The 26,351-nt window shown below is 72.0% G+C and carries 28 protein-coding genes and 1 tRNA gene; 10 read left to right on the top strand and 19 right to left on the bottom strand.

Annotated features, from left to right (window positions below):
• Window positions 1-25 precede the first annotated feature (25 nt).
• From QI633_RS05870 to msrB, 3 genes are read left to right on the top strand one after another with little or no spacing between them, the layout of a single operon-like run.
• Window positions 26-475 carry a cysteine dioxygenase family protein gene (locus QI633_RS05870; RefSeq protein WP_141799992.1) on the top strand — a complete coding sequence of 150 codons (450 nt, stop codon included), beginning with the start codon at window positions 26-28 and terminating at the stop codon, window positions 473-475.
• Window positions 472-891, top strand: a complete 420-nt coding sequence (locus tag QI633_RS05875) for a rhodanese-like domain-containing protein (protein WP_260806136.1) — start codon at window positions 472-474, stop codon at window positions 889-891. The genes QI633_RS05870 and QI633_RS05875 overlap by 4 nt, the downstream gene beginning before the upstream one ends.
• 36 nt (window positions 892-927) lie before the next feature.
• Window positions 928-1,332, top strand: a complete 405-nt coding sequence (gene msrB, locus QI633_RS05880) for a peptide-methionine (R)-S-oxide reductase MsrB (RefSeq protein WP_141799991.1) — start codon at window positions 928-930, stop codon at window positions 1,330-1,332.
• On the opposite strand, the gene QI633_RS05885 is transcribed toward msrB, so the two are convergent.
• Entirely contained in the window at window positions 1,304-2,053 is a 750-nt protein-coding gene (locus QI633_RS05885; RefSeq protein WP_282428398.1) for a TetR/AcrR family transcriptional regulator C-terminal domain-containing protein, read from the bottom strand. The genes msrB and QI633_RS05885 overlap by 29 nt on opposite strands.
• A gap of 269 nt (window positions 2,054-2,322) precedes the next feature.
• On the opposite strand from QI633_RS05885, the gene QI633_RS05890 reads away from it, so the two are divergent.
• From QI633_RS05890 to QI633_RS05900, 3 genes are read left to right on the top strand one after another with little or no spacing between them, the layout of a single operon-like run.
• On the top strand, window positions 2,323-3,789 hold the full coding sequence (locus QI633_RS05890) for an MFS transporter (protein ID WP_282428399.1): 1,467 nt from the start codon (window positions 2,323-2,325) through the stop codon (window positions 3,787-3,789).
• Between the two features lie 41 nt (window positions 3,790-3,830).
• On the top strand, window positions 3,831-5,045 hold the full coding sequence (aztD, locus tag QI633_RS05895) for a zinc metallochaperone AztD (RefSeq protein WP_282428400.1): 1,215 nt from the start codon (window positions 3,831-3,833) through the stop codon (window positions 5,043-5,045).
• Window positions 5,046-5,062: 17 nt separating this feature from the next.
• On the top strand, window positions 5,063-6,154 hold the full coding sequence (locus QI633_RS05900) for a DNA polymerase domain-containing protein (protein WP_141799987.1): 1,092 nt from the start codon (window positions 5,063-5,065) through the stop codon (window positions 6,152-6,154).
• Here QI633_RS05900 and QI633_RS05905 read toward each other — a convergent pair.
• From QI633_RS05905 to pdxY, 6 genes are all read right to left on the bottom strand, one after another.
• Entirely contained in the window at window positions 6,151-6,411 is a 261-nt protein-coding gene (locus tag QI633_RS05905) for a hypothetical protein (protein ID WP_141799986.1), read from the bottom strand. The two genes, QI633_RS05900 and QI633_RS05905, sit on opposite strands and share 4 nt — an antisense overlap.
• 30 nt (window positions 6,412-6,441) lie before the next feature.
• A complete protein-coding gene (locus QI633_RS05910; protein ID WP_141799985.1) occupies window positions 6,442-6,969 on the bottom strand; it encodes a hypothetical protein in 528 nt (175 codons plus the stop codon).
• 42 nt (window positions 6,970-7,011) lie between these two features.
• Window positions 7,012-8,124, bottom strand: coding sequence for an ATP-dependent DNA ligase (locus QI633_RS05915; RefSeq protein ID WP_282428401.1), 1,113 nt, complete (start codon window positions 8,122-8,124; stop codon window positions 7,012-7,014).
• A gap of 42 nt (window positions 8,125-8,166) precedes the next feature.
• Window positions 8,167-8,571: an HNH endonuclease signature motif containing protein gene (locus QI633_RS05920; RefSeq protein WP_282428402.1), complete on the bottom strand. Its 405-nt coding sequence runs from the start codon at window positions 8,569-8,571 to the stop codon at window positions 8,167-8,169.
• Window positions 8,572-8,604: 33 nt separating this feature from the next.
• A tRNA-Thr gene (locus QI633_RS05925) sits at window positions 8,605-8,681 on the bottom strand.
• A gap of 34 nt (window positions 8,682-8,715) precedes the next feature.
• Window positions 8,716-9,579, bottom strand: coding sequence for a pyridoxal kinase PdxY (pdxY, locus tag QI633_RS05930; RefSeq protein WP_141799984.1), 864 nt, complete (start codon window positions 9,577-9,579; stop codon window positions 8,716-8,718).
• 108 nt (window positions 9,580-9,687) lie between these two features.
• Here pdxY and QI633_RS05935 point away from each other — a divergent pair, with 108 nt between their 5' ends.
• Window positions 9,688-11,343 carry a GMC family oxidoreductase N-terminal domain-containing protein gene (locus tag QI633_RS05935; protein ID WP_282428403.1) on the top strand — a complete coding sequence of 552 codons (1,656 nt, stop codon included), beginning with the start codon at window positions 9,688-9,690 and terminating at the stop codon, window positions 11,341-11,343.
• Complete coding sequence (locus QI633_RS05940; RefSeq protein WP_260806130.1) at window positions 11,340-12,902, top strand: succinic semialdehyde dehydrogenase; 1,563 nt, start codon at window positions 11,340-11,342, stop codon at window positions 12,900-12,902. Before QI633_RS05935 ends, QI633_RS05940 begins: the two co-directional genes overlap by 4 nt.
• A gap of 185 nt (window positions 12,903-13,087) precedes the next feature.
• On the opposite strand, the gene QI633_RS05945 is transcribed toward QI633_RS05940, so the two are convergent.
• Entirely contained in the window at window positions 13,088-13,531 is a 444-nt protein-coding gene (locus tag QI633_RS05945) for an Hsp20/alpha crystallin family protein (RefSeq protein WP_141799982.1), read from the bottom strand.
• Window positions 13,532-13,607: 76 nt separating this feature from the next.
• Here QI633_RS05945 and QI633_RS05950 point away from each other — a divergent pair, with 76 nt between their 5' ends.
• Entirely contained in the window at window positions 13,608-13,895 is a 288-nt protein-coding gene (locus QI633_RS05950) for a MerR family transcriptional regulator (protein ID WP_260806129.1), read from the top strand.
• Here the strand turns inward: QI633_RS05950 and QI633_RS05955 are convergent.
• The 11 genes from QI633_RS05955 to QI633_RS06005 form a co-directional block, all read right to left on the bottom strand.
• Window positions 13,883-14,668, bottom strand: a complete 786-nt coding sequence (locus QI633_RS05955) for a class III extradiol ring-cleavage dioxygenase (RefSeq protein ID WP_282428404.1) — start codon at window positions 14,666-14,668, stop codon at window positions 13,883-13,885. The genes QI633_RS05950 and QI633_RS05955 overlap by 13 nt on opposite strands.
• Before the next feature lie 70 nt (window positions 14,669-14,738).
• Entirely contained in the window at window positions 14,739-15,551 is an 813-nt protein-coding gene (locus QI633_RS05960; RefSeq protein ID WP_282428405.1) for a hypothetical protein, read from the bottom strand.
• Window positions 15,552-15,616: 65 nt separating this feature from the next.
• A complete protein-coding gene (locus QI633_RS05965; protein WP_260806122.1) occupies window positions 15,617-16,315 on the bottom strand; it encodes a uracil-DNA glycosylase in 699 nt (232 codons plus the stop codon).
• A 325-nt stretch (window positions 16,316-16,640) separates the two neighbouring features.
• Complete coding sequence (locus tag QI633_RS05970) at window positions 16,641-18,080, bottom strand: aminotransferase class V-fold PLP-dependent enzyme (RefSeq protein ID WP_260806121.1); 1,440 nt, start codon at window positions 18,078-18,080, stop codon at window positions 16,641-16,643.
• A complete protein-coding gene (locus QI633_RS05975) occupies window positions 18,070-19,377 on the bottom strand; it encodes an MFS transporter (protein WP_282428406.1) in 1,308 nt (435 codons plus the stop codon). Before QI633_RS05975 ends, QI633_RS05970 begins: the two co-directional genes overlap by 11 nt.
• Entirely contained in the window at window positions 19,374-20,558 is a 1,185-nt protein-coding gene (locus QI633_RS05980; RefSeq protein WP_282428407.1) for an alpha/beta fold hydrolase, read from the bottom strand. The genes QI633_RS05975 and QI633_RS05980 overlap by 4 nt, the downstream gene beginning before the upstream one ends.
• A gap of 64 nt (window positions 20,559-20,622) precedes the next feature.
• On the bottom strand, window positions 20,623-21,624 hold the full coding sequence (locus QI633_RS05985; protein WP_282428408.1) for a hypothetical protein: 1,002 nt from the start codon (window positions 21,622-21,624) through the stop codon (window positions 20,623-20,625).
• A complete protein-coding gene (locus QI633_RS05990; protein WP_282428409.1) occupies window positions 21,621-22,154 on the bottom strand; it encodes a DUF4919 domain-containing protein in 534 nt (177 codons plus the stop codon). The genes QI633_RS05985 and QI633_RS05990 overlap by 4 nt, the downstream gene beginning before the upstream one ends.
• A complete protein-coding gene (locus QI633_RS05995) occupies window positions 22,151-23,185 on the bottom strand; it encodes a hypothetical protein (protein WP_282428410.1) in 1,035 nt (344 codons plus the stop codon). Before QI633_RS05995 ends, QI633_RS05990 begins: the two co-directional genes overlap by 4 nt.
• A 7-nt stretch (window positions 23,186-23,192) precedes the next feature.
• Complete coding sequence (locus QI633_RS06000; RefSeq protein ID WP_282428411.1) at window positions 23,193-23,495, bottom strand: hypothetical protein; 303 nt, start codon at window positions 23,493-23,495, stop codon at window positions 23,193-23,195.
• A 41-nt stretch (window positions 23,496-23,536) separates the two neighbouring features.
• Complete coding sequence (locus QI633_RS06005) at window positions 23,537-25,006, bottom strand: trehalose-6-phosphate synthase (protein WP_282428412.1); 1,470 nt, start codon at window positions 25,004-25,006, stop codon at window positions 23,537-23,539.
• Window positions 25,007-25,061: 55 nt separating this feature from the next.
• Between QI633_RS06005 and QI633_RS06010 the strand changes: the two genes are divergently transcribed.
• A complete protein-coding gene (locus QI633_RS06010; RefSeq protein WP_282428413.1) occupies window positions 25,062-26,342 on the top strand; it encodes a sensor histidine kinase in 1,281 nt (426 codons plus the stop codon).
• Window positions 26,343-26,351: the final 9 nt, after the last annotated feature.

Genomic DNA, 26,351 nt, shown 5'->3' on the forward strand with positions numbered 1-26,351 from the left:
CACCGACACCACCCGGAGGAAACCCATGACCCAGCTCGCCGTCCTGCCCCTGCTCGAGGTGGTCCGCAACCACGCGGCCGACCCCGACCTGCGCCACCTCCTCGACCACGACCCGCACGAGCGCTCGTGGCTCCGCCTGCTCAGGACCGACGACTACGAGCTCTGGCTGATCTCGTGGCCGGCCGGTGCCGCCACCGACTGGCACGACCACGGCTCCTCGTCCGGCGCGTTCACCGTCCTGGAGGGCCGGCTCACCGAGCACACCTTCGACGGCGGGCTCCGGCTGATCGACCTGGGCCCCGGCGACGGCAAGGCGTTCGGTGCCGGCTATGCGCACGACGTACGCAATGCCACCGACGGTCCGGCCCTCTCGCTGCACGCGTACTCGCCGCGGCTGCACACGATGACCCGGTTCAGGTTCCACGGCGACCGCCTCGAGGTGCTCGGCGTCGAGCGCGCGGGGGAGGAGTGGTGAGTACCCTCGTCCCCGTGCGGTACGACGGCGTCGATGCCCTCCTCGCGGACGCCCGGTCCCGGCTCGACCGGGTCACCGCCCGCGCCGCCTTCCAGGAGCTGGTCGCCCTCGGCTCCCTGCTCGTCGACATCCGGCCCGCCGCCCAGCGCGCCCGCGAGGGCGAGGTCGCCCGCTGGCTGCCCGCCCTCGTCGTCGAGCGCAACGTGCTCGAGTGGCGCTTCGACCCGCGCAGCGACGCGCGGCTGCCCGAGGCGGCGTACGACCGCCGGGTGATCGTGCTGTGCCAGGAGGGCTACACCTCCTCGCTCGCCGCCGACGCCCTGCGCAGCATCGGCATCGAGCGCGCCACCGACGTGATCGGCGGGTTCGCCGCCTGGCGCGAGGCCGGGATGCCGGTCGCGGGCGTCGCTGCCTGAGCCCGGCCGGCGTGGGTGCCTGAGTACGCTGAAGCCATGGCATACGAGGTCGAGAAGACGGACGAGGAGTGGCGCTCCGAGCTCACTCCCGAGGAGTACCAGGTGCTCCGCAAGGCCGGCACCGAGCGGGCCTTCACCGGTGAGTACACCGACACCGAGACCACCGGCGTCTACCGCTGCAAGGCCTGCCAGGCCAAGCTGTTCGAGTCCGACACGAAGTTCCACTCCGGTTGCGGCTGGCCGAGCTTCTACCAGCCGATCAGCGACACGATCGAGTACCTCGAGGACAACACCCACGGCATGAAGCGGGTCGAGGTGCGCTGCGCCAACTGCGGCTCACACCTCGGCCACGTCTTCCCCGACGGGTACGGCACCCCCACCGGCGACCGCTACTGCATCAACTCGATCAGCCTCAGCCTGGAGCCGGCCGACCAGGGCTGACCGCCTGGCGGACCAGGCCCAGGACCAGCAGGTCCAGGCCGGCGGCGAACTGGTCGAGGTCGTCGTGCCGGCGGAACTGGTCGGCCATCGAGCGGATCCACGGGAACTCGTCGAACTCCTCGCCCTGCCAGCGCTCGACGACGCGGTCGAGCTGCTCGTCCTTCGACAGGGTCGGGTCGACCGCGTTGTCCTGCGACGACATCTCGGCGGCGACGCCGACGACGTAGCCCGTGATCGCGGTGCTGCCGTGGAACTGCTGGCGGGGGGAGAGGCCCATCGTCGCCAGGGCCCGCCCGACCAGCTCCCAGACCCGCAGCCCGTTGGGACGCTCCGCGCCGCCGAGCTGTGACTGGGCGGCGAGCCACGGGTGCTCGTCCATCTGCGCGAACAGCGCCAGCGAGATCCGCCGCACCGTCGCGGCCGCCTCGACGATCGCGGGGTCGTCGGTGGCGAGCTCGACCTCCATCGGGGGAGTGGGTACGTCGGAGGTCTCGGCCGCGGCGAGAGCGCGCCCGATCAGCGTGTCGCAGGCCAGGTCGAGCAGCTCGGCCTTGCCGGCGACGTACCAGTAGATGCTGCCGAGTCCGCCCCCGAGCTCGGCGGCCAGCCCGCGCAGGGTGAGTCCGCCGGCGCCCTCGCGGTCGAGCATCGCGATCGCGGTGTCGACGATCTGGTCGAGCGAGTGGGTCGCGCGACGGGTCGTCCTGGGGCGTCCTGGCATGCCGCCAACCCTAGTGTCGTGTCAGGCTGATTCGTCGCCACATCCGGCGGCCCTGGCACGCACCTCGCGGCGTTGCCGGCGCTGGCGAGACAACGCGGTATGGCTGCGCGCCGGCGCCTTGCGATGCACGCACCAGGACCACCGGCTGTGTCAGCGCTTCAACCTGACACGACCCTAGGGCGTCTTGACATTCTCGAACAACGTTCTATTCTCGAACAGTGTTCGACTCGAACAACGTTCGACCACTCTGACCCCGAAGGGAGGCCGTCATGACCACCGCCGCCGCGTCCTCGACGCCCACCACCGCGCGGACCGCGAAGCCCGCCACTCTCCGTGCCGCCGCGCCCGCGATCCTCGCTCTCTGCCTGACCATGCTCGTGGAGATGGTCGACAACTCCGTGCTGTCCGTCGCTCTGCCGACCATCGGGCGCGACCTCGCCGTCGGCCCCACCGGGCTGCAGTGGATCGTCGGCGCCTACTCGCTCACCTTCGGCGGCCTGCTGATGGTCGGCGGCACGCTCGGCGACAAGCTGGGCCGGCGCCGGATGCTGCTGGCCGGCATCGCCGGCTTCGGGCTGGCCTCCACCCTCGTCCTGCTCGCCACCGAGCCGTGGCAGCTGATCGCCGTCCGCGCGCTGTGCGGCGTGTTCGCCGCCCTCATCGCGCCCGGCACCATGTCGCTGGTCTTCCGGCTCTTCGACGACGAGGAGCTGCGCCGGCGCGCGATCGGGCTGATCGTCAGTGTCGCCATGGTCGGCGTCATGGTCGGCCCGGTCCTCGGCGGCATCGCCGTGACCCACCTGCCGTGGCAGGCGCTGCTCGTCGTCAACGCACCCGTCGCCGCTGTCGCCTTCTGGGGTGTCGCCCGGGGGATCCCCGTCGACGACCCGGCCGAGCGCCGTACCGGCGGCGCGGACGTGCCCGGCGCGGTGCTGTCGGTCGCGATGCTCGGCCTGGGCCTGTTCGCCTTCACCCTCGGCGTCGACGAGGGCTGGACCTCGCCCGTCACGCTCGCCACCGCGGTCGCCGCGGTGGCGGCGGGAGTCGGCTTCGTAATGCGCGAGCGCGCGGCTGCGGACCCGATGCTGGACCTGCGGCTGCTCGGGCGTCGTACCGTCCGCGGCAGCGCCATCCTGCAGACCGGCGTGATGGTCGCGATGGTCGGCGTCATGTTCGCCGCGACCCAGCTCTTCCAGTTCGCCTGGGGCTGGAGCCCGCTGCAGGCCGGGCTCGGCACGCTGCCGATGGTCGCCGGCATGTTCGTCTCCGGGCCGCTCACCGATGCGCTGGTCGCGCGCCTCGGGCACCGGGCCACCGCCCTGGTCGGCAGTACGTCGCTGCTGGTCTCCCTGGCCGTGGAGTACGTCGCCCTCGGTGCCGGGTACCCGGTCTTCGCCGCCGGCATGCTGCTGCTCGCGGTCGCCATGCGCATGGTGATGACGACCTCGGCGGTCGCCCTGATCGAGGCCCTGCCCGAGGACCACACCGGCATCGGCTCCGCCCTCAACGACACCGCCCAGGAGATCGGCAACGTCTTCGGTGTCGCCGTGGTCGGCACCGTCACCGCCGCCGTCATGGGCACCTCGCTGCCGACCGGGCGCTGGAGCGCGGCCGTGGTCGAGGAGTTCCTGCACAGCCAGCGGATCGGCTTCGCGATCCTCGCCGGCCTGGTCGCGCTCATCACGGTAGTCGGGGGCCGCACCCTCACGGGCTCCCGGTCGACCGACGAGCACTGACGGCTTGACGTCCACATAGTTTGGGCATGAGAATCATTCTCATGTTGATCCGATCCGCTGTCCCTGTCGTCCTCGGCGCCCTCGTCATCGCCGCGTGCGGCTCCGAGCAGTCCGCCCGTCCGACCTCACCCGCCCCGTCGCCTGCGTCCGCCACCGAGGTCGACGGCCCGCGGCCCCGCCTCGCGATGACCTACGACGGCGGCGTGCTCGTCCTCGACGCCGAGACCGGGAAGGTCCTCCTCGACGAGGAGCGGGAAGGCTTCCTGCGGCTCAACCCCGCGGGGGACGAGCGGCACGTGCTCGTCTCCGGCGCCGGCGGGCTCACGGCGCTCGACACGGGGGCCTGGACCGAGGAGCACGGCGACCACGGCCACTCGTGGACCGCCGAGCCCCGGCTGACGGACTTCACCATCGCGGCCGAGGAGCCGGGGCACGTCGTACCTCACCACGGACGGACCACCGTGTTCGACGACGGCACCGGGCAGATCACGGCCTTCGACCCCGCCGACCTGGCGGACGGCACCCCGGAGGTCGAGACCTTCCGGGCCGAGCAGGCGCACCACGGCGTTGCGGTCCAGGACGGCCACGGCAACCTGCTGATGACCGTCGGTGACGACGAGTCGCGCTCCGGCATCCGCCTGGTGACGGCGGCCGGCAGCGAGCTGGCGGCGTCCGACCAGTGCCCGGGCGTGCACGGCGAGGCCTTCGCCGGCGAGGTCGCCCTGTTCGGGTGCGAGGACGGGGTGCTGCTCGTCGAGGGCCGCGAGATCACCAAGATCGACGCGCCCGACGCGTACGGCCGCATCGGCAACCAGGCCGGTCACGAGAGCTCGCCGTACGTGCTGGGCGACTACAAGGTCGACCCCGACGCCGAGCTGGAGCGGCCGACCCGGGTGGCGGTCATCGACACCCGCGACGCGTCTCTCCGGCTGGTCGACCTGCCGGCCAGCTACAGCTTCCGCTCCCTGGGCCGCACCCCCGACGGCGACGCCCTCGTGCTCGGGACCGACGGTGCGCTGCACGTCATCGACGTCGACGCTGCCCGGGTGAGTGCCTCGGTCCCGGTCACCGCGGCCTGGCAGGAGCCGACGGACTGGCAGCAGCCGCGACCGCTGCTCGAGGTGGTCGGCGCCACGGCGTATGTCACCGAGCCGGCCACCAAGCAGGTCCACGTCGTCGACCTGGCCACCCGCACGGTCGTCGACACGCTCGACGTGCCGCAGGTGCCCGTCGAGCTCCGCGGGGTCGCCGGCTGAGCCCGTAGGCTCGCCGCATGGCGAAGACCGCGGCGGCGATGGTCCAGGCAGGCGACCGCGAGGTCCGGGTGTCGAGCCCGGACCGCGTGATCTACGAGGCGACCGAGCGCACGCCCGAGGTCACCAAGCTGATGGTCGCCGAGTTCTTCGTGGCCGTCGAGGACGGCCTGATGCGAGCGCTGCGCGACCGGCCGACGGCGCTCGAGCGCTGGCCGGACGGCTACCGCGAGGGCTTCCGGCTCTCGACCGGGTACGGCGACGACGGCGAGGGCTTCTACCAGAAGCGCGTCCCCAAGGGGGCTCCCGACTACCTCGAGCCGGTGCGGATCACGTTCCCGTCGGGCCGCACCGCCGAGGAGATCTGCCCGGCCGAGATCGCCGTACCCGTCTGGTGTGCCCAGATGGGCACGCTCACCTTCCACCCGTGGCCGGTACGACGGGCCGACGTCGACCACCCCGACGAGCTGCGCATCGACCTCGACCCCCAGCCCGGCACGACCTTCGGCGACGCGGTCCGGGTCGCGGGTGTCGCACGCGAGCTGCTCGCCGACCTGGGCCTCGAGGGCTACCCCAAGACCTCCGGCAACCGCGGCGTCCACGTCTACGTGCGGATCGAGCCACGCTGGGAGTTCACCGACGTGCGGCATGCCGCGATCGCGTTCGGCCGCGAGCTCGCCGAGCGCGACGGGCAGGTCACGACGGCGTGGTGGAAGGAGGAGCGGGGGGAGAGGATCTTCATCGACTTCAACCAGAACAACCGCGACCGGACCATCGCCTCGGCGTACTCGTTGCGGCCGAAGCCCGGCGCGCCCGTGTCGACCCCGATGACCTGGTCGGAGCTGGCGTCGGCGACCGATCCCGGGGCGTACAACCTGTTCACGGTGCCCGAGCGGATGGCCGACGGGGACCCGTGGGCCGGGATCGACGACACGGCGTACTCGCTCCAGCCGCTGCTCGACCTCTGGGACCAGCAGGTCGCCGACGGCGAGGGTGAGCTCAACTTCCCGCCGGACTACCCGAAGATGCCGGGCGAGCCGCCGCGGGTGCAGCCGAGCAAGAAGGTCGCCGAGCACTGGGACGAGGACGGCAACCGGATCGAGGGATCCTAGAAGCCTCGCACGACCTCCACCTCGCACAGCCGCGCGAGGTCCCCGCGCACCTGGCGGTCGAGGTGCGGGGCGTCCTCTGCGAGCATGAGGAGGGCCACCTCGCGCACGGCGCGGCCCGGGTGCGCGACACCCAGGCCGCGCACCGCCTCGACCGCGCCGTCGCACACGTCGAGCACGCGGTCACGCTCGGCCGGCACGAGGTGCGCGTCCGCGAGCGCCGCCAGGAGGCGGACGTCGAGGGTGTGCAGGGCCGACATGACCTGTCAACGACCTCCCGGGTCGGGGCGTTACGACTCCTCGTGCTCCAGCAGGTGGAGGACGGGTACGCCGAGCTTGCGCCGCGCGCGCGAGGTCCAGTCGACGTGGAAGAACTCGGAGACCAGGTGGGGGCGGGTGAGGATGATCGACTCCCGGCCGTCGACCTCCTTCACCTTGCCGATGAGGGCGTCGACCGGTGGCTCGGTGACGATCGAGACCGAGCCGATGATCGCGCCGGCGGCGACCAGGGCGTCGCGGGTGGCGGCCAGGTCGCGCTCGGCCTGCTCGCGGTACTCCCCGCGCAACCGCTCGATCTCGTCCGGCGACGGCGTGATCGGCGGGGCGATCAGGTCGGCGCCGCCGATGACGCCGAGCGAGGCCTCGACCGCGGCCGCGGCGTCCGCCATCGGCAGCAGCACGTGGTACTGGACCTCGATCGTCGGGTCGTCGTCGAGCTCCTGGTGCAGGCCGCGGACCTGGGCGGCGTCGGCGGCGGTGAGCGCCTGCTCGATGAGCAGGACGACGGCGTACGGTTCCTCGCGGGGAGCGGTGCTCATGACACCATCCTGCCGCGCTCCCGGTCGCGCGTCAGCCCCCGGTCAGCCCCCGAGGACGTCAGCGAGGTCGTAGCGCACCGGCTGTTCGAGCTGGTCGTAGCCGCACGACTCCGGGTCGCGGTCCTCGCGCCAGCGCTTGAAGTGCGCGGTGTGCCGGAAGCGCCGACCCTCCATGGCGTCGTACTTCACCTCGATCACGCGCTCGGGGCGCAGCGGTGTGAACGAGAGGTCCTTGCCCTGGCTCCACCGGCTCTGCGTGCCCGGCTGGCGGCCGGGGTTGGCCACCAGGAACTCCTGCCAGCGCCCCCACGGGTGCTCCTCGATCGGCACGACCAGTGCCTGCAGCTCGTGCCACAGCTCGGCCCGTCGCGCTGCCGTGAAGCTGGCGCTGACGCCGATGTGCTGGAGCTCGCCGCCGTCGTACAGGCCCAGCAGGAGGCTGCCGATCAGCGGGTTCTCGGGCGTGCTCGTCTTGTGCTCGCGGTAGCCGGCCAGCACCACGTCCGCCGTCCGCTCGTGCTTGATCTTGAGCATGGTCCGGGCGTTCGGGGCGTACGGCGCGCTCAACGGCTTCGCCACCACCCCGTCGAGCCCGGCCCCCTCGAACTGGTGGAACCACTCCTCGGCGACCTTCGGATCGGTGCTGGTGCGGGTGAGGTGGCAGCGGCCCTCGTCGGCGCTCAGGTGGGCCAGCGCCTGCTCCAGCGCCGCCCGCCGCTCCGCGAACGGTCGCTCCAGGAAGCTCTCGTCGCCCAGCGCGAGCAGGTCGAACGCCACGAAGTCCGCCGGCGTCTGCTCGGCCAGCAGGTTGATCCGGGACGCGGCCGGGTGGATCCGCTCCTGCAGCACCTCGAACTGGAGCCGCCCCTTGCCGTCCGCGCCCATCTGCGACACGAAGATCTCGCCGTCGAGCACGCACCGCTCCGGCAGCTCGGCCCTCATCGCCTCCACCAGCTCGGGGAAGTAGCGCGTCAGCGGCTTGGTGTTGCGGCTCGCCAGCTCCACCTCGTCGCCGTCGCGGAACACGATGCACCGGAAGCCGTCCCACTTCGGCTCGAAGCTGAGGCCTCGCTCGTCGTACTTCGCCGGGTCGGGGACGCCGGACACGGCCTTCGCGAGCATCGGCAGGACGGGCGGCATCACGGGGAGGTCCACGGTGGTGAGACTAGCCAGGGCTCCGACACTCATCGCTCGAGATCAGTGTGACTGCCCGTTGGCGTACCGCTCCCGTCGGAAGTGCCGACCCTTGCCCCGGTTGCGGCTCTTGAAGGTCGGGAGCTGAGAGTCGCAGTTGGGGCAGACCATGCGCAGGTTGTCGCGGTGGTTGTTGGTGGCGTCGCCGTCGATGTGATCGAGCACGAAGACCAGGGGCTGGTCGTTCCACTCCTCGACGATGCCGCAGATCTCGCAGCAGCCGTCCTGGGCGTCGAGGAGGTAACGCCGGATGTAGTGGCCCTTCTCGCCGGCGACCGTCGCGATCCCGGTCTGTAGCCAGGCATAGGTCTTGGCCGTGCGTTCGGCTGACCGCTGACACCGATTGCTGCAGAACACCTTCTGGCTGCGCCGGACCAGCTCGACGCCGCACCCGAGACACTTCGTCATAACCGCACGCCATGTATCGGGTCCGACGAAAAGTGGAGCCGCGTGTCGGATTCGAACCGACGGCATCCGCATTACAAGGGCGGCACTCTAGCCAACTGAGTTAACGCGGCACGGCCTGCGGGGCAGGCGCGGACGTCACTGTAGTCACCGCAGCCGTTCGACCTCAAACCGCTCGTCCGGTACGGCGATCGCCTCCTGCGCCGCGATCAGCCGCAGCTCCCGCTCACCCGACTCGAGCGTCGCCGCGAGCACGTCGTACACCGACGCGACGGTCCTGCCGAGCGCCATCGCAGCGGAGCCGGTGCTGTGCAGGTGGGCGGTGAAGAGAGCGGCGGTGATGTCGCCGGAGCCGTTCGCCTTCATGGGCAGGCGCGGCGTCTGCACGATCCAGGCGCCGTCGCCGGTGACGGCGATCATCTCGATCACGTCTTCGGGGGCACCGAGGCGCTCGACGGAGGTGATCAGCACGGTGGCGGGACCGAGGACGCGGACCTCGTCGGCCGCCGCCAGGATGTCGTCGAGCGACGACGGACCGGACAGGGCGTCGCGGCCGGTGATGAAGCCCAGCTCGAACTGGTTGGGCGTGAGGATGTCCGCGACCGGGACCACCGAGGTCCGGATGATCGGCGGGATCTCGGGGTTCACGAAGCAGCCCGACTTGGCGTTGCCCATCACCGGGTCGCAGGTGTACGTCGCCGCGGGGTTCGCCGCCTTGACCGTGCGCACGGCATCGACGATCACCTCCGCCACGGCCGGGGAGCCCTGGTAGCCGGAGAGCACGGCGTCGCACGTCGCGAGCACCCCGCGCTCCTCGATCCCCGTGATCACCTCGGCGACGTCGGAGGGCGCTAGGAGCGGGCCGCGCCAGGCGCCGTACCCGGTGTGGTTGGAGAAGTGCACCGTGAACACGGGCCACACCTCGTGCCCGAGGCGCTGCAGCGGGAAGACCGCAGCGGAGTTGCCGACATGGCCGTAGGCGACCGAGGACTGGATGGACAGGATCCGCACCCGGGCATTCTCGCAAACGAAACACTTTCGTGAAGAAACTAGAACGCGTTACAGTGAGCCGGCCGGGCCCCCGATGACCCCGGTCACACGAGCGAAGGATGGAAGCGGATGGCGAAGCGCGCGGCGTACGGCAACGAGGCTGACTACGTGGTGGTCGGATCGGGCAGCTCCGGGTCGATCGTCGCCGGGCGGCTCGCGCAGTCCGGCGTGAGCGTGATCCTGCTCGAGGCCGGCAAGTCCGACGACAAGGGCATGCACGGCTACTTCACGAAGAAGCCCGGCATGATCGGCCCGATGCACTCCGAGCCGCGGCTCGAGAGGCTCTTCGACTGGGGCTACCGCTCGGTGCCGCAGCCCGGCCTCGACGGCCGCCGGATGCCCGCCCCGCGCGGCAAGGTCGGCGGTGGGTCGAGCTCGGTCAACGGCATGGTCTACGTCCGCGGCAACCGTGCCAACTACGACTCGTGGGCGGCCGAGGGCAACGCGGGCTGGGACGCCGACAGCGTCAACGAGGCGTTCAAGCGCTACGAGGACTTCGAGGACGGCGAGAACGCCTACCGCGGCGCGGGCGGCCCGATCAAGATCACTCGCAACAAGACGCCGCAGGAGGCCAGCCTCCAGTTCATCCAGGCCACCGCCGACACCCTCGGTGTGAAGGTCCTCGACGACTACAACGCCGCCGAGCAGGAGGGCATCGCCCGGATGCAGCAGAACGCTGCCGACGGCCTGCGGTACTCCTCGACCCGCGGCTACGTCCACAACCTCGCGCCGCGCACGCTGGAGTTCCAGACCGAGGTCCACGTCGCGAAGATCGTCATCGAGAACGGCCGCGCGACCGGCGTCGAGGTCATCGACCAGGGGAAGGGCGGCGGCACCCGCCGGTTCATCAGGGCCGGCAAGGAGGTCATCGTCTCCGCCGGCTTCGCCAACAGCCCGCAGCTGCTGATGCTCTCCGGCATCGGCCACGCCGACCACCTCGCCAGCGTCGGCATCGACTGTGTCGCGGACCTCCCGGTCGGCGACAACCTGCACGACCACCTGTTCCACCCGATGTCGTTCCACGTCCCGAGCGTCGAGTACCGCGGCAACGCCTGGACCTTCTTCAAGGGCATGGCGCGCGACCTGACCCGCGGCAGCTCGTTCCTCGACAACTCGGTGTTCGAGTCCGTCGGCTTCGTCCGTACGTCGGCCGCCACCGTCGCCCCGGACCTCCAGCTGCACATGCTGCCGTGGGCCTACCCGAGCCCCAACCAGGACGAGCCGATCCGCCACATCCCCGACGGCCGCCCGTCGCTGACGGTCTTCTCGACGCTGATCTACCCGAAGAGCCGCGGCACGCTGCGCCTCGCGTCCTCCGACCCGACCGCCGCGCCGCTCATCGACTACGGCTTCTTCCAGGACGCCGCCGACGTCGAGGTGCTCGCCGAGGGCACCGAGATGATCCGCGAGATCATGGCCTCGGCCGCCTTCGGCGGCGCGGTCAAGGAGGAGATCCACCCCGGGCCCTCGATCCCCAACGGCAAGGAGCTGCGGGTCGCGCTCAAGAACCGCTCGACCTCGGTCTACCACGGCGTCGGCACCTGCCGGATGGGCGTCGACGAGCGCGCCGTCGTCGGCCCGGACCTCAAGGTCCGCGGCATCGAGGGTCTGCGGGTCGCGGACGCCTCCATCATGCCGAGCATCACCGGCGGCAACACCAACGCCCCGTGCTACATGATCGGCGAGAAGGCCGCCGAGATCATCCTGGGTGGAGCGAACTGGTGAGTACGCCGAACCGCCCCGCCTCGGTCACCGACGAGCTCCTCGAGCGGCTGGTCGCCCGGGTCCCCGGCCGCACCGGCGCGACCTGGAAGCTCACCGAGGTCTACACCGGCGAGGTGCTCGTCGAGCTCCCGCAGTCGACGCCGGAGGACATCGAGGACGCCTTCGCCAGGGCCCGCGCCGCCCAGGAGCTCTGGGCCCAGTGGCCGGTCGCCAAGCGGCTCGAGGTCTTCGACCGCGCGCACGCCCTGCTCGTCGACAATGCCCACACGACCGCCGACCTGATCCAGGTCGAGAGCGGCAAGAACCGGCGGATGGCGATCGAGGAGACCTGCGACCCGCCGATGGTGATGTCGTACTACCTCAAGCGCGCCAAGAGGCTGCTCGCGCCGAAGAAGCACGGCGGCCCGGTGCCGGTCGTGTCCGGCTCGACCGAGGTCCGTGTCCCCAAGGGCGTCGTCGGCATCATCGCGCCGTGGAACTTCCCGTTCGCCACCGGCCTCTCCGACGCGATCCCGGCGCTCATCGCCGGCAACGCGGTCGTGGTGAAGCCCGACAACAAGACGGCGCTCTCGCCGCTCTACGGCATCTCCCTGCTCGAGGAGGCGGGCCTCCCGAAGGGCCTGTTCCAGGTCGTCTGCGGTGAGGGCCCCGACGTCGGACCGACCCTGATCGACAACGCCGACTACGTCATGTTCACCGGCTCCACCGCGACCGGCAGGGTGATCGGCGAGCGCGCCGGGCGCAACCTGATCGGCTGCTGCCTCGAGCTCGGCGGCAAGAACCCGATGATCGTGCTCGACGACGTCAATGTGGAGGAGTGGGTCGAGGGCACCACCTTCGGCGTCTTCGGCAACACCGGCCAGATCTGCATGCACATCGAGCGGATCTACCTGCCCGAGAGCCGGTACGACGAGCTGAGGTCGGCGTTCGTCGAGCGCGCGGCCAACCTGCGGATCGGGGCGGCGTACGACTTCGGCCCGGAGATCGGCTCGCTGGTCAGCCCCGAGCACCGCGACCGCGTCGCCTCGCACGTCGAGGACGCGGTCGCGAAGGGCGCGACCGTGCTCACCGGCGGCCGCGCACGGCCCGACATCGGCCCGGCCTTCTTCGAGCCGACGGTGCTCGAGGGCGTCACCAAGGACATGCTCGCCGGCCACACCGAGACCTTCGGCCCGGTCGTCTCGCTGTACTCCTACCGCACCGTCGACGAGGCCATCCACCTCGCCAACGACACCGACTACGGCCTCAACGCGTCGGTGTGGAGCGGCGACCTTTCGCGCGCCGAGGCCGTGGCCGCGCGGATCGAGTCCGGCAACGTCAACATCAACGACGCGCTCGCGACGGCGTACGCCTCCAAGGGCTCGCCGTCGGGCGGCGTCAAGAAGTCCGGCGTCGGCGCCCGCCACGGCGACCAGGGCCTGCTCAAGTACACCGACGCCAAGAACGTCGCCGTGCTCAAGAAGCAGGTCATGGGTCCGCGGCCCGGCCAGGCCTACGAGGCGTACGTCAAGCAGATGCTGAGCTCGCTGAAGCTGATGAAGAAGCTCCGCGTCCGCTGACCCGGCGCGAAGTCGCTCCGGTTTTCCGCCGACCCGGCTCGAAATGGCCCGAGAATTGCGCCGACCCGGCAGAACTTCTGCCGGGTCGGCCGGATCTGTCGGCCAGTTCGTGCCGGGTCGGCGGTGCCTGAGCGACAGTTCGTGCCGGGTCGGCGGTGCCTGAGCGACAGTTCGTGCCGGGTCGGTCAGGCCTCGATCGCCTCGCGGTCGGCGGCCGGCGAGGCGGTGGAGATCTCGACCTTGCGCGGCTTCGCCTTCTCGGCGACGGGGATGGCCAGGCGGAGCACGCCGTTGTCGTACGCCGCCTCGATGCGGTCGAGGTCCAGGTTGTCGCCGAGGACCAGCTGGCGCGAGAACTGTCCGTGGGTGCGCTCGGAGGCCAGGCGCTGCCAGTCGCCGTTGCCGGCGATGCGCTCGGCCCTGATGGTCAACACGTTGCGCTCGACGTCGATGTCGATGCTCTCCCGGCTGACGCCCGGGATGTCGAACTCGAGCACGAACTGATCGCCCTGGCGCCAGGCGTCCATCGGCATCACGGCGGGCCGGTTCGTCGTACCGAGACCGGCGCCCAGGAGCTGGCCGGCGAGCCGGTCGAAGTCACGGAACGGGTCGGTGGTACGCAGCAACATGACATGTCTCCCTTCGATGTCCGGCGATCGGCCGGTGCAGTAGATCTGCATTGACTGTTATAGATAATCTGTCGTCGTGAATCAAGGAGATCGCGAACGGAACCGGGGTGTCTTCGCCATCTCGATCGCGGCCGAGATGACGTCGCTCCAGATCCAGAACCTGCGCGTCTACGAGCGGCGCGGGCTGCTCTCGCCCGACCGCAGCGACGGCGGCACCCGGCTCTACAGCCGAGCCGACATCGAGACCCTGCACCGGATCCGCGACCTTCTCTCGGAGGGTCTCAACCTGGTCGGCATCGCGCGGGTGCTCGAGCTCGAGGCCGAGGTCGCCCGGCTGCGGCGGCGGCTGGCTCAGGACACCTGAAGGCTGCGCTTGGACAGGCCCATCCAGAACCCGTCGATCACCTGGTCGCCGGGTTCGGTGGGGTCGCTCGCGGCGCCGAGCGTGACGAACAGCGGCGTGTAGTGCTCGACGGTCGGGTGCGCGTACGGCATGCCCGGCGCCTTGTCACGGTACGACGCCAGCTCGTCGACGTCCCCGCGCGCCATCGCCTCGCCGGCCCAGGCGTCGAAGTCCGAGGACCAGCCGGGGGCGGCAGCGTCGAGCTCCCACGAGGTCAGGAACGGCAGGCCGTGGGTGAGGAAGCCGGAGCCGATGATGAGGACGCCCTCGTCGCGCAGCGGCTTGAGACGGCGGCCAATCTCCATGAGGCGGCCCGGGTCGTGGGTCGGCATCGACATCTGCAGGACCGGGATGTCGGCCTGCGGGTACATGATCTTCAGAGGCACCCAGGCGCCGTGGTCGAGGCCGCGCGAGGAGTGCTGGTGGATCGGCTCGGTACGCGGCATCATCGCCGCCACCTGCCGGGCGAACGCGGTGGCGTCGGGCGTCTCGTAGGTCATCTGGTAGTACTTCGGCGCGAACCCGCCGAAGTCGTAGACCAGTGGCGCGCCGCTCGCCGTCAGTGACAGGGGAGCCGACTCCCAGTGGGCGCTGACGATCAGGATCGCCTTCGGCCGCGGGAGGTCGCCCGCCCAGGTGGCGAGCTGGCTCGACCACAGCGCGTCGTCGAGGAGCGGGGGAGCGCCGTGCCCGATGTAGAGGGCCGGCATCCGGGTGCTGGTGTCCGTCGTCATGTCCACTCCAATAGTTGAGAGTTCAACTATATTCCCCGACGTGTCGCCGGACAAGGTGGAGTGAGGTGGGTCAGTCGGCGCGCGGCACCGGGGCGAGCCCGGGCGGGTCGATCGGGGAGCCGCCCTCGAGCAGTGGGCCGGAGGTCACCACCTGCCGGTCGCCGACCGGCTCGTCCAGGAACAGCACCGTCTTCTCGGTCGCCCAGATGTCGGGCGCGGGGCAGGTCTCGCCGCGGTCGACGTCGAACCGCGTCAGGTCGGTGCCGGCCTCGATGATCACGCGGTGGGTCCGCTCGGTCACGGTGACCTCGACCTCGCACGTCCCGGAGTGGTCGACGTCGCGCCAGCTGCCCGTGACCACGACCAGACGGCCGTCCTTGCGGGTCCGGAACGAGACGACCGGTGCCTCGGCCCGGTCCACGACGGCGTACGGGTCGCTGCCGTACTGGTAGGGGTCGGTGTCGCTGTCGGCGTGGTACGAGTAGTCCGGCGTCGGGTCCGGGGTGTCGTCGTTGCCCGAGCTCAGCGCGCCGAACCCGCCGGCCGCGGCGGTCGCGGCCGCGCCGATGCCCGCGCCGGCCTTCTTCGACGCGCCCGACTTGCCCGACGAGCCGCCGGAGGAGCGACCGGAGCGCCACGAGGACCCACCCGAGGAGCTGCTCGAGGTGCTCGAGGAGGAGGTGCTGGTGTAGGTCCGGCGCCGCCGCGACCGATAGCTCCGATACGACGACCGCTCGGCCACCGGCTGCGTGACCGCCTCCCGCTCGGGGCACTCGGCGGGGCAACGGTCGCAGTCCCACGGGCAGGGGACACCCTCGGCGACGCACCGGCACGGGGCGCCGGGGTCGGAGTCCTTCGCGGGCGGGACGTACGGCTCGTACACGACTCGTCCCTCCCCGGACGAGGGCCCCGAGAAACCCTCGGCTGATGCTCGGCCTGAATGCGGGCTCAGGCCGGCAGGGTCCAGTCGACGGGCTGCCCGCCGCGCTCCACGAGCAGGGCGTTGACCCGGCTGAACGGCCGCGACCCGAAGAACCCGCGCGAGGCCGACAGCGGCGAGGGGTGCGGGGACTCGACCGACGGGATCGGGCCGAGATGGGGTCGGAGCGTCTGCGCGTCCCGGCCCCACAGGATCGCGGCGATCGGCGCGCCCGCCTCGGCCCGCCGTACGACGGCCTGGATGGCGCAGGCCGTGACGTGCTCCCAGCCCTGGCCGCGGTGCGATCCGGGCTCGCCGGGGCGCACGGTCAGGACCCGGTTGAGCAGCATGACGCCCTGGTCGGCCCACCCGGTGAGGTCGCCGTGGCCGGGGGAGACGAAGCCGACGTCGTTGGCCAGCTCCTGGTAGATGTTCGTGAGGCTGCGCGGGATCGGCCGCACGCCGCGGTCGACGGCGAAGCTGAGGCCGATCGGGTGCCCGGGGGTCGGGTACGGGTCCTGGCCCACGATGAGGACACGGACGTCGGCGAGCGGGCGCCGGAACGCGCGGAAGACGTGCTCGCCGGCCGGCAGGTACGCACGGCCCGCGGCGATCTCGGCACGCAGGAACTGCCCGAGCGCGGCGACCCGGTCCTCGACCGGCGCGAGGGCCTCGGCCCAGTCGGCGGCCATCAGGCCCTGGTCGACGAGTCCCTGGAGAGCACCCACGGCCGAACCCTAGGACACCACAGGTGTCGCGGTCCCCCCAGACCCCACCCCTCCAGAGGGCCCGGCCGTGGTTGCTGCTCCCTGACGCCGCGTCGCCAGCGGGCGCCCCTCTCCCTCCCAGGGGCGCCACTGCCGGCGTACGGCGTAGCTCCGACGCGGATCTCGAGTTCTGCTGGTCCTCCGGGGGCACTCCCGGCAATGGGGTGCCGGACCCGGTGGGGCTCCCTCCAGCGAACCTGAGGTCCGCGTCGGTAGTGAGGAATCTACGGAGTACGACGCAGGCCGGGCATCGGGAACGCGGCCGGGACGCGTTAGTCCTTTGGGACTATGTCCCGGGAGCGAACGACCCGGCGCCCGGCCGAGCCAGCCGGTCCAGGAACGCGACCAGGACCGCTTCCCGCAGGGCCGGCGGGGCGACGTCGAGCAGCGCGTTGACCGGTGCCATCCGCTCCGGCAGCCCGAGGTCGCCGTCGTCTCCGGCCAGGCCACCGGCGGCGAGCAGCAGGTCGAACTCGGCGTCGCCGAGGGTCGCGGGGTCGAGGCTGCGCAGCAGCTCGGCGACGCCCGGGTCGACCGGCACCGGGCCGGCCTCGCGCGCCGCCTCCACCGACGAGCGCAGCGCGGCCAGGAACGCCTCGGCGTCGGTGGCCGCGCTGATCGCGACGTGCAGCGAGGGCGGGCGGTCGCCGTAGGACAGCTGGGGCTGGACGAACCAGCCACGGGCCGCCATCTCGTCGCAGACGGTGAACACGTCGAGACCCGCAGCGGCCACCGCGGCGACCAGCGTCGACTCCGGCGAGGCGACCAGCGAGAGCCCGGGCAGGGCCGAGATCCCCGCAGCGATCGCGTCGGTCGCGACCAGCGCCTGCTCGGTCAGGCGCAGGTACCCGGCGTCGCCGATCGCCTGCACCGTCGCCCACGCCCCGGCGGTCGGGCCGCCCGAGCGGGTGGACTGCAGGGTCGCGTTGAGCATCGTGTAGCCGGGCCAGCCGGCATGGGCGAAGTACTGCGGGCGGCGCAGCGACGGATCGCGGTGCAGGAGCAGGGACGCACCCTTCGGTGCGTACGCGTACTTGTGCAGGTCGGTCGAGATCGAGGTGACGCCCTCGACCGCGAACGTCCACGGAGTCACGGGCCGGCCCAGCCGGGCGGCGTAGGGCAGCACCCAGCCGCCGATGCAGGCGTCGACGTGGCAGCGCACGCCCCGCGCCGCCGCTGCCGCGGCGACCGCTGGGACCGGGTCGACCACTCCGTCGGCGTACGACGGCGCACTGGCCACGACCAGCACCGTGGTGTCGTCGATGGCGGCCGCCATGGCCGCGGCATCGGCCCGGTGGTCGGGACCGACCGGCACCACGACCACCCGGACGCCGAAGTAGTGCCCGGCCTTGTGGAAGGCCGCATGCACCGTGTCCGCTACGACGATCGACGGGTCGCGCACGTCGGGCCGCGCGTCCCGCGCGCCCTGGACGGCGAGCAGGCACGACTCGGTGCCACCCGAGGTCAGCGTCCCGACCATCGTCTCCGGACCATCGACCAGTGCACGCGCGAAGGCCACCAGGTCGTTCTCCATGGCCAGCAGGCTCGGGAACGCCGTCGGGTCCAGGCCGTTGCTGCCGGCGAATGCCGCCACCGCCTCACGGGCCAGGGCGTCGACCTCGGCCAGACCGGCGTCGTAGACGTAGGCGAGGGTGCGGCCGCCGTGCACGGGCAGGTCGTCGGCCTGCAGTGCGGCCAGCCGGGCGCGAATGTCCTCAGGCGTCAACGAGATCGACCTCCCTCTCGTCGAGAGCGTAGCCACGCAGCCACCACAGGCTGGCGAGCACCAGCAGGGCCGGCAGGACCGAGAATCCGAGCGTGATCGCGGTGACGGCGGAGTCGGGCTGCACCAGGTCGCCGCTGTCGCTGGAGCGGTAGGACCCCAGGGCCAGCACGACCGCGAACAGGCCGGGACCCAGCGCCAGTCCCAGCGTCTCGCCCGCGGTCCACACGCCGGTGTAGACGCCCACCCGCGACGATCCGGTACGACGCGCGTCGACCGCCGCGGCGTCCGGCAGCATCGCCATCGGGAACACCTGCACGCCGGCGTACCCGACGCCGACCAGGCCGACCGCCGCGAACACCACGGCCGACGGTGCGTGGCCGGCGAGCACCGCAAGTGCCGCTCCGGCGGCGAGCACGAGCGAGGCGGCGACGTAGCCCCGCTTCTTGCCGACCCGGCGCCCGATCGCCGCCCACGCGGGCGTCAGCAGCAGCGCGGGACCGACGAAGCAGACGAACAGGACGGTCGAGGCGCCGTCGTGCTCGAGCACGTCGCCGGCGAGGTAGTCGACGCCGGCGAGCATGCAGCCGGTCGCCAGTGCCTGCACCACGAACGTGACGAGCAGCAGCCGGAAGTCGCGGGCCGCCGCGACGAGCCGGAGCTGGTCGCGCAGGCTGCCCGGTCCCGGCGCCACCTCGCCGATGCGGGCGTCGCGCGTGCCGCGGTAGGCGAGCAGCGCGCCGGTGACGATGATCGCGGCCATCGCGACGCCCATCACCCGGTAGCCGTCGCGGCCGCCGACCGCGTCGCGGATCGCCGGGGCGCTGGCGCCGGCGAGCAGGATCGTGAACGCCAGGATCGCCACCCGCCAGGTCATCAGCCGGGTGCGCTCGGCGTAGGAGTCGGTCATCTCGGCGGGCATCGCGACGTACGGCACCTGGAAGAAGGCGTACGCCGTCGCGCAGGCCAGGAAGGCCACCAGCACCCAGGCCGCGTCGAAGGCCCGCGAGCCGAGGTCGGGACCGGCGAAGAGGACCGCGAAGCACACGCCCAGCACCAGCCCGGCGCGCAGCAGCCACGGACGCCGCGGCCCGCGCGGGTCGACCGTGCGGTCGCTGATCCGCCCCGCTATGGGGTTGAGGACGACGTCCCACACCTTCGGCACGAGCACGATCGCGCCCGCCAGCAGGGCGGGGACGGCGAGCGTGTCGGTCAGGTAGGGCAGCAGCATCAGGCCGGGGACGGTGCCGAACGCACCCGTGGCGACCGAGCCCGCGCCGTACCCGATCCGTGGGCTCACTTGCCGAGCGCTCGCGACGCCGCGGAGGAGTGCCGCCGCTTGCGGTTGGTGCCGATGGGGGTGGCCGGCCGGTTGTCGGTGGACCACTCGGTGATCCACTCGTCCATCGCCAACCAGGTGGTGGTCCGTGCCGCGCGGCCGGTCAGCATGCCGAGGTGGCCGCCCGGCACGACCTCGAAGCGGACCTCGGGCGACTTCGCCAGCATGGGTACGACGGCCCGCACCGCCGGGACCGGAGCGATGCCGTCGGTGGCCCCACCGAAGACCAGCACCGGCACGGTGATCTCGCCGAGGTCGATGGTCCGGTCGTCGAGCTCGAAGGTGCCGCTGGCGAGCTGGTTGCCCTTCGCGAAGCGGTGGTAGAGCTGCCCGAACGTGCGGCCGGGGTAGGCGATCATGTTCGAGGTGAAGTGGTCGACCGCCTCGACCTGCGCGAGGAACTCGCGGTCGTCGACATGGGTGGCCAGGGCGATCGGCTTGGTCACCAGCTTCTGGAAGGCGGTGAGCTGGAAGGCCCACTTCACCAGCGGCTTCGGCGCCCCGCCGAGCATCTGGTAGCCCTTGGTGATCGGGCCGTTGCCGTTGAACAGGTTGAGCAGCGGCCGGAACGGCGCGAGCAGCGGCACCAGCGAGATGTCGATCGGCGAGCCGACGACGGTCAGCGACGCGACGGGCAGCTCGCCCGAGCGCTGGTCGGCGAGGGTGAGCAGCGAGAAGATGCCGCCCAGGGACCAGCCGATCACGTGCACCGGCCGGCCGCCGGCGTGCTCGGACACCGCGCGGATCGCGTTGGGCACAACCTCGTCGACCCAGTGCTCCATGCCGAGGTTGCGGTCACGGAAGGAGACCTCGCCGTACTCCACGAGATAGGTCGGCCGGCCCTCCGCCACGAAGTGCTCGACCAGCGAGCAGCCGCGGCGCAGGTCGTAGCAGCTCGACGGCGCAGCGAGCGGCGTCACCAGCAGCACGGGGTCGCCGTGCTCCTGCACGTGGCCCGACGGCCGGTAGTGGTAGACCTCCCGCAGCGTGCCGTCGTCGATCAGGGTGCGCGGCATCGGGCGCAGGTCGGCCACGCCGCCGTAGAGCAGCTTGTGGGCGACATTGCTCGCGGCAGCGACGACCTGGTCCGGGGCGGGGAGCAGGCCGGCGCCAGGGACGGAGCGCAGGGGCACCAGATCCATGTGCGAAAACTACCGCGCGGTAGGCAGTCGTGCGCCCTGGTCCGCAACGGTGGACCGACGGGGATCAGGGCAGCTGGTACGGGGCGGAGGCGGTCCCGGTCGCCACGGCCCACGACCGGACGCCGTCGACCGCGACGGTGTGCACCGTGCGCCCGTCCGGCGACCAGCGCACCGCCTGCAGCCCGGCGGCGGTGCTCAGTGACCGGGGCCCGCCGTCGGCGGGTCGCCACAGGGCCAGTCCGTCGGGGGAGCGGACCGCCATCGCGAGGGTGCTGCCGTCGGGCGACCAGGCGAGGTCGGTCGCCGACCCGGTGGTCTCGTCGACCTGCCGGTGGGTGGTCGTGTCCCAGAGGAGGACGGCGGCTCCGTCGCCCGGTGCGGCGCTCGCGGACGCGAGCTGCTGCCCATCCAGGCGCCAGGCCAGCGAGCCCTGCTGCGCGGGCTCGGTGTCGAGCACCCAGGCGCGGTGGACCGGTGCCACGTCCCACACCTCGGCCGGGGAGTCGGTCGAGGCGACCGCCAGCTGTCGGCCGTCGGGGGAGAAGGCGAGGTCGGTCGCGAGGTCGCCCTCGGGCTCGATCACCCCGGCGGCGGCGCCGTCCGACCACAGCCGCACGGTGCCGTCGCTGCCCGCGCTGGCCACCAGGCCGTCCGTGGACACGGCCAGGTCGCGTACGGCGGGGGACGCGTCGTCGGTGTCGTCCCCGGCCCGGTGCCCCTCGAGCCGCTCGACCTCGGCCCCCGTCGTGGCGTCGCGGACGACGACATCGGGGCCGTCGGCGGTCACGATCCGCGCACCGTCGGGGGTGAACGCCGCGACCTCGCCGCCGTCCAGCCGCCTCACGAGCCGGCCGGTCGTCGTGTCCCACACGCACAGCCGCTCCTCGCAGGGCGCGGCCAGGCGGGTGCCGTCGGGTGAGAGCGCGGCACCGTCCGGGTTCAGCTGCACTCCGGCGACCACGTCGACGTCCCCGGCCGGCCGGTCACCCCCGGCTGGTGCGTCGTCGGTGCCGCAGCCACCGAGCAGGACGGCGAGTGCCGCCAGGGCGGGTACGGGCGACCTCACGTGCGATCCGTCGGCGCCGGTGCGGCGGCCCCGATGTCGAACCACGCCACCGAGCCGTCGGTGCACCGGTGCCGGTCGAGCCGGCGCCCACCACGGACCACCAGGTCCACGCGCCGGGAACGGCGGCCACGCCAGCGGAGCAGGTCGTACTGGTCGCTGAGCCGAAGCGGCCGCCACGGCCGGGCGGCCGAGCCGTCGCCGGTCGCGGCGATCGAGTCCAGCGCCAGCCGGGCCAGGCCGCGCTGGCGCTCGGCTGCGGAGGTGTCGCCGAGGGCGTCGTACGCCGTCGCGAGGGCGGCGTGGGCGGCTGGGCTGAGGAAGGCGCCGGGCATGGCGGCCTCGACGGTGACCAGCACCTCGGCGTGCGCGCCGCGCGCGTGCGCCCCGGCCGTCTCGCCGGCCACGTCGAGGTCGGTCCGGAAGCCGGGCACGTGGCGGACGGCGTCACGCAGGGCCGCGAGGTCGGCGGGGGAGCGGGACTCCTGCCAGCGCAGGGCGAGGGCGTCGAGCGTGCTGACGTCGCTGCTCATCGGACCGCCTCCCGGTCGTCGTCGAGGTCGTCGCCGTCGTAGTCGCGGACGTAGTCGTCGCCCGCCTCACGGGCATCCGACTCGACCGGCTGGTCGCGGTAGCCGTCGAAGTCGTCGTCGGGGTCGACGTAGTCGTCGAAGTTCTCGTCCCAGTCCTCGACCTCGTCGGGGTCGACGCCGGGAGGCAGGTCGGGGTAGTCGTCGACGTACTTGTGCTGCGCGGCGTGGCGGACCTCGTGGGCGATCGTCGAGATGGTGGCGGGGTCGTCGACGTCGTTGATGTCGATGCGCAGCACCCGGTCGTCCTCGGACCAGCTGCCGTGGGAGTCGGTCGACGGGTTGTCGTCGGTGCCGTCGCCGTCCTCGTCCTCGAGGTCCTCGAACCGGATCTCGAAGTCCTCGATGCCGTACTGGTCGGCGAGCCGGTTGGCGATCCGCTCGAGCACCTTGCGGCGCTCCTCGTCGTCCATCGTCTCCCAGTCGCGCGAGACCTCCGGGTCGACGACGTCGGTCGGCACCTCCTGGCCCAGCGTGCTGCGCGGCCGGGCGCGCAACAGGGCCCGGTCGACGTCGTAGGCCGCCTCGAAGACGGCTGTGATCCGCTCGGCCAGCGGCTGGGCGGCGTCGTGCCGGCTGGTGCCGTACTCCTCGGCCTCCCAGCGGCTGTGGAAGGTGGGCGGCTTCTTCTGGTCCTCGAGGTAGCCGTCGCCGTCGACCGAGAACTCCGCCGCCTTCGCGTCGGTGTCGATGTCGGCCACCTCGGTCTCGATCTTCTTGACCTCGTCGGCCTGGTAGAAGATCTCGAACTCGAAGGTGCGCACGGCCTCGATGTGCTCGTCCATGCTGGTGACGAGCCCGGTCTGCCGGATGCCGGCGAACAGCCGTGACAGGCCGGTCCAGGACTCCGGGAGCGTCTTGTCCTCGAGGTCGTCCTTGGCGCGCTCGAGGATCTTGAGGTCCGAGCGCAGGTCCTTGCTGGCCTCGGTGAGCTTGGCCGATCGCCAGGCACGCAGGTCGGTGAAGGTCACCATGGCGGCCTCAACACAGCCCGAGCAGGTGGTCCAGGAACCCGCCGCACGAGCCGTCGGTGCCGTCGGCGTCACCGGTCGCGGAGCTGATCGAGACCCCGAACGCGTCCACGCCGTCCGCCCACTCGTCGACGCCGGTGTTCCAGGCGTTGCCGAGAGCGGTGGTGATGGTGGAGATGGTGGATCCGGGAAGGCCCGCCGCCAGGGTGGCGAGGGCGTCGGCGCCGTCGGCGCCACGTGCAGCATCGGCCGAGTCCTCTGCGGCCGATGCTGCTCTGGTCATGTCCGAGCGGACGAGAGCGAAGATCGACATGACGGGGTGCTGCCCCGCCGGGTGGGTCTCGAAACTGCCGCTCAGGAGCGGGTCGCCGGCCGCACGGACTTGGTGTGGCTGTGGCTCTCGTCCTCGAGCTCGGTCATGAAGCTGTCGGCCCAGGCCTTCACGTCATGCTGCGCGATCTGGCGCCGCATCGCCTTCATCCGCCGGGTCAGCTCCTTGGGATCGGCCTCGTAGGCCTCGAGGAGCGCGGCCTTCATGCCGTTCATGTCGTAGGGGTTGACCAGCCAGGCCTGGCGCAGCTCGTCGGCCGCGCCGGCGAACTCCGAGAGCACCAGCGCGCCGTCGTCGTCGATCCGGCAGGCGACGTACTCCTTGGCGACCAGGTTCATGCCGTCGCGGTACGGCGTGACGACCATGATGTCGGCGGCGCGGTAGAGGGCGGCCATCTCCTCGCGCGGGTACGACGTGTGCAGGTAGCTCACGGCCGGCCGGCCGATCCGGCCGAGGTCGCCGTTGATCCGGCCGACGAGCAGCTCGATGTCGTCGCGCAGGTTGCGGTAGTGCTCGACCCGCTCGCGCGAGGGGACGGCGACCTGGACGAACACCGCGTCGTCGACGGTGAACGAGCCGTCGCGGATCAGCTCGCCGAAGGCACGCAGCCGGGCGTGGATGCCCTTGGTGTAGTCGAGCCGGTCGATGCCGAGGAAGATCCTGCGCGGGTTGCCGAGAGCGTCGCGGATCGCCTCGGCCCGCTCGGCCACCGCCTCCGAGCGGGCCAGCTCCTCGAACCCGGCGGCGTCGATCGAGATCGGGAACGCGGCGGCGCGCACGGTGCGTCCGTCGGGCAGGTAGACGAGGTCGCGGTGCGTCTTGTGGCCGACCCGCTGGCGGACCAGGCGGATGAAGTTCTGCGCCGCGCCGGGCAGCTGGAAGCCCACCAGGTCGGCACCGAGCAGGCCCTCGAGGATCTGACGGCGCCACGGCAGCTGCTGGAACAGCTCGGCCGGCGGGAACGGGATGTGCAGGTAGAAGCCGATCCGCAGGTCCGGGCGCAGCTCGCGCAGCATCTGCGGCACCAGCTGCAGCTGGTAGTCGTGGACCCACACGGTCGCGCCGTCGTTGGCCAGCTCGGCGGTGCGCTCCGCGAAGCGCCGGTTGACCTTCACGTACGTGTCCCACCACTCGCGGTGGAACTCCGGCTTCGCCACGACGTCGTGGTAGAGCGGCCACAGGGTGCCGTTGGAGAAGCCCTCGTAGTGCTCCTCGATCTCCTCCGCCGACATCGCGAGCGGCACCAGGTCGAGGCCGTCGACCTTGAACGGCTTGAACGACTTCGTGCCGCCCGGCCAGCCGACCCAGACCCCGTCGTGAGCCCGCATCACCGGCTCGATGGCCGACACCAGGCCCCCGGGGGACCGGCGCCAGCGGGTCTTCCCGGTGCGGTCGGTGACGCGGTCGACGGGGAGGCGGTTGGCGACGATCACGAGGTCATGGCCCACGTCCACCACCCTAGTGGGGCGCAGGATGTCGGGCTGGCCCGACATCAGGTGTCGTGCTGGCAGGATTCTCCCGACGACCCGTCCCGACCACGCTGGACCCATGACCGAGACCCTGGTGCTGCCCCCGCCCGCGCAACCGCTGATGAAGCGGTGGCTGCGCGACACCGGCTACGCCTTCACGGCGCTGCCGGTAGCCCTGGTCGCCCTCGTCGTGGTGATCGCCTTCGTGTCCGCGGGGCTCGGGCTGGCCGTCGTGGTCGGTGGCGTGTTCGTCCTCGTGGTCGGGACGTACGCCGCCCGCGGGTTCGCCTTCGTGGAACGCCGCCGGCTCGCGGTGCTCGCGGGCCGGCCGGTGCCGGAGCCGACGTACCTCCGGGCGCACGGCGGCGACGGCTTCTGGCGCCGGTCGCTGACCCCGCTGCGGGACCCGCAGTCCTGGCTGGACGTGGTGTGGTCGCTGGTCGGCTGGATCACCGCGACGGTCGCCTTCTCTGTCGTGATCACCTGGTGGACCTCGGTCCTCGGCGGGCTGTCGTACTGGTTCTGGGAGCGGTACATCCCGCGTGACGACAGCGATGCGCAGAGCCTCGCCGACCTGATCGGGCTCGGCGACAGCCGCGTCGCCGACATCGGCCTGATCTCCGGGATCGGGCTCCTCGCGCTGGTGACGCTGCCGTTCGCGATGAGGTTCGCGGCCCTCGTGCACGCCAGCCTCGCATCGGTGCTGCTGACCAGCCGCGCCGAGCTGCAGGGCCGGGTGGCGCACGTCGAGGAGAGTCGCGAGTCGGCGCACCGGGCCGAGGCCGGGTCCCTGCGCAAGCTCGAGCGCGACATCCACGACGGCCCGCAGCAGCGGCTGATCCGGCTCGGCATGGACCTGGGCCGGGCCCGGGTGCAGCTGGCCGACGACCCCGCCACGGCCGCTCGCACGCTCGACGCTGCGGTGGCCCAGACCCGTGAGGCGGTCGAGGAGCTGCGGGCGCTGTCGCGGGGGATCGCCCCGCCGCTGCTGGTCGACCGCGGCCTGGCCGCCGCCGTCGCCGAGATGGCCGACGGCCAGCCGATCCCGGTGCAGGTCACGGCAGACGTCCCCCCGGAGCTGCCGCTGGCGGTCGAGACGGCCGCCTACTTCGTCGCGGCCGAGGCGCTGAGCAATGTGGTCAAGCACAGCGGCGCGGACCGTGCCGACCTCGCCCTCGCCGTCGTCGAGGGCCGGCTGGAGGTCACCGTCGACGACAACGGCTGCGGTGGGGCGGCCGACGTACCCGGTCACGGACTGGCCGGCCTCCGTGAGCGCCTGGCCGGTGTCGACGGCGCGCTGTTCGTGGCCTCGCCGGTGGGCGGCCCGACCCGGCTGCGCGCGCAGGTGCCGCTGCGGTGAGGATGGCGG

The organism is Nocardioides sp. QY071 (genome assembly GCF_029961765.1).
In the GTDB taxonomy this organism is placed as follows: Bacteria; Actinomycetota; Actinomycetes; order Propionibacteriales; family Nocardioidaceae; genus Nocardioides.

What these genes read in the sequence shown, in the direction of transcription:
- QI633_RS06000 (WP_282428411.1), bottom strand. Translation starts at nt 23,495, where the DNA reads ATGTCGATCTTCGCTCTCGTCCGCTCGGACATGACCAGAGCAGCATCG.
- aztD (WP_282428400.1), top strand. Translation starts at nt 3,831, where the DNA reads ATGTTGATCCGATCCGCTGTCCCTGTCGTCCTCGGCGCCCTCGTCATC.
- QI633_RS05920 (WP_282428402.1), bottom strand. Translation starts at nt 8,571, where the DNA reads ATGACGAAGTGTCTCGGGTGCGGCGTCGAGCTGGTCCGGCGCAGCCAG.
- QI633_RS05910 (WP_141799985.1), bottom strand. Translation starts at nt 6,969, where the DNA reads ATGAGCACCGCTCCCCGCGAGGAACCGTACGCCGTCGTCCTGCTCATC.
- QI633_RS06005 (WP_282428412.1), bottom strand. Translation starts at nt 25,006, where the DNA reads ATGTCGGGCCAGCCCGACATCCTGCGCCCCACTAGGGTGGTGGACGTG.
- QI633_RS06010 (WP_282428413.1), top strand. Translation starts at nt 25,062, where the DNA reads ATGACCGAGACCCTGGTGCTGCCCCCGCCCGCGCAACCGCTGATGAAG.
- QI633_RS05935 (WP_282428403.1), top strand. Translation starts at nt 9,688, where the DNA reads ATGGCGAAGCGCGCGGCGTACGGCAACGAGGCTGACTACGTGGTGGTC.
- QI633_RS05990 (WP_282428409.1), bottom strand. Translation starts at nt 22,154, where the DNA reads ATGAGCAGCGACGTCAGCACGCTCGACGCCCTCGCCCTGCGCTGGCAG.
- QI633_RS05945 (WP_141799982.1), bottom strand. Translation starts at nt 13,531, where the DNA reads ATGTTGCTGCGTACCACCGACCCGTTCCGTGACTTCGACCGGCTCGCC.
- QI633_RS05870 (WP_141799992.1), top strand. Translation starts at nt 26, where the DNA reads ATGACCCAGCTCGCCGTCCTGCCCCTGCTCGAGGTGGTCCGCAACCAC.
- QI633_RS05955 (WP_282428404.1), bottom strand. Translation starts at nt 14,668, where the DNA reads ATGACGACGGACACCAGCACCCGGATGCCGGCCCTCTACATCGGGCAC.
- QI633_RS05995 (WP_282428410.1), bottom strand. Translation starts at nt 23,185, where the DNA reads ATGGTGACCTTCACCGACCTGCGTGCCTGGCGATCGGCCAAGCTCACC.
- msrB (WP_141799991.1), top strand. Translation starts at nt 928, where the DNA reads ATGGCATACGAGGTCGAGAAGACGGACGAGGAGTGGCGCTCCGAGCTC.
- QI633_RS05905 (WP_141799986.1), bottom strand. Translation starts at nt 6,411, where the DNA reads ATGTCGGCCCTGCACACCCTCGACGTCCGCCTCCTGGCGGCGCTCGCG.
- QI633_RS05890 (WP_282428399.1), top strand. Translation starts at nt 2,323, where the DNA reads ATGACCACCGCCGCCGCGTCCTCGACGCCCACCACCGCGCGGACCGCG.
- QI633_RS05900 (WP_141799987.1), top strand. Translation starts at nt 5,063, where the DNA reads ATGGCGAAGACCGCGGCGGCGATGGTCCAGGCAGGCGACCGCGAGGTC.
- QI633_RS05980 (WP_282428407.1), bottom strand. Translation starts at nt 20,558, where the DNA reads ATGGATCTGGTGCCCCTGCGCTCCGTCCCTGGCGCCGGCCTGCTCCCC.
- QI633_RS05885 (WP_282428398.1), bottom strand. Translation starts at nt 2,053, where the DNA reads ATGCCAGGACGCCCCAGGACGACCCGTCGCGCGACCCACTCGCTCGAC.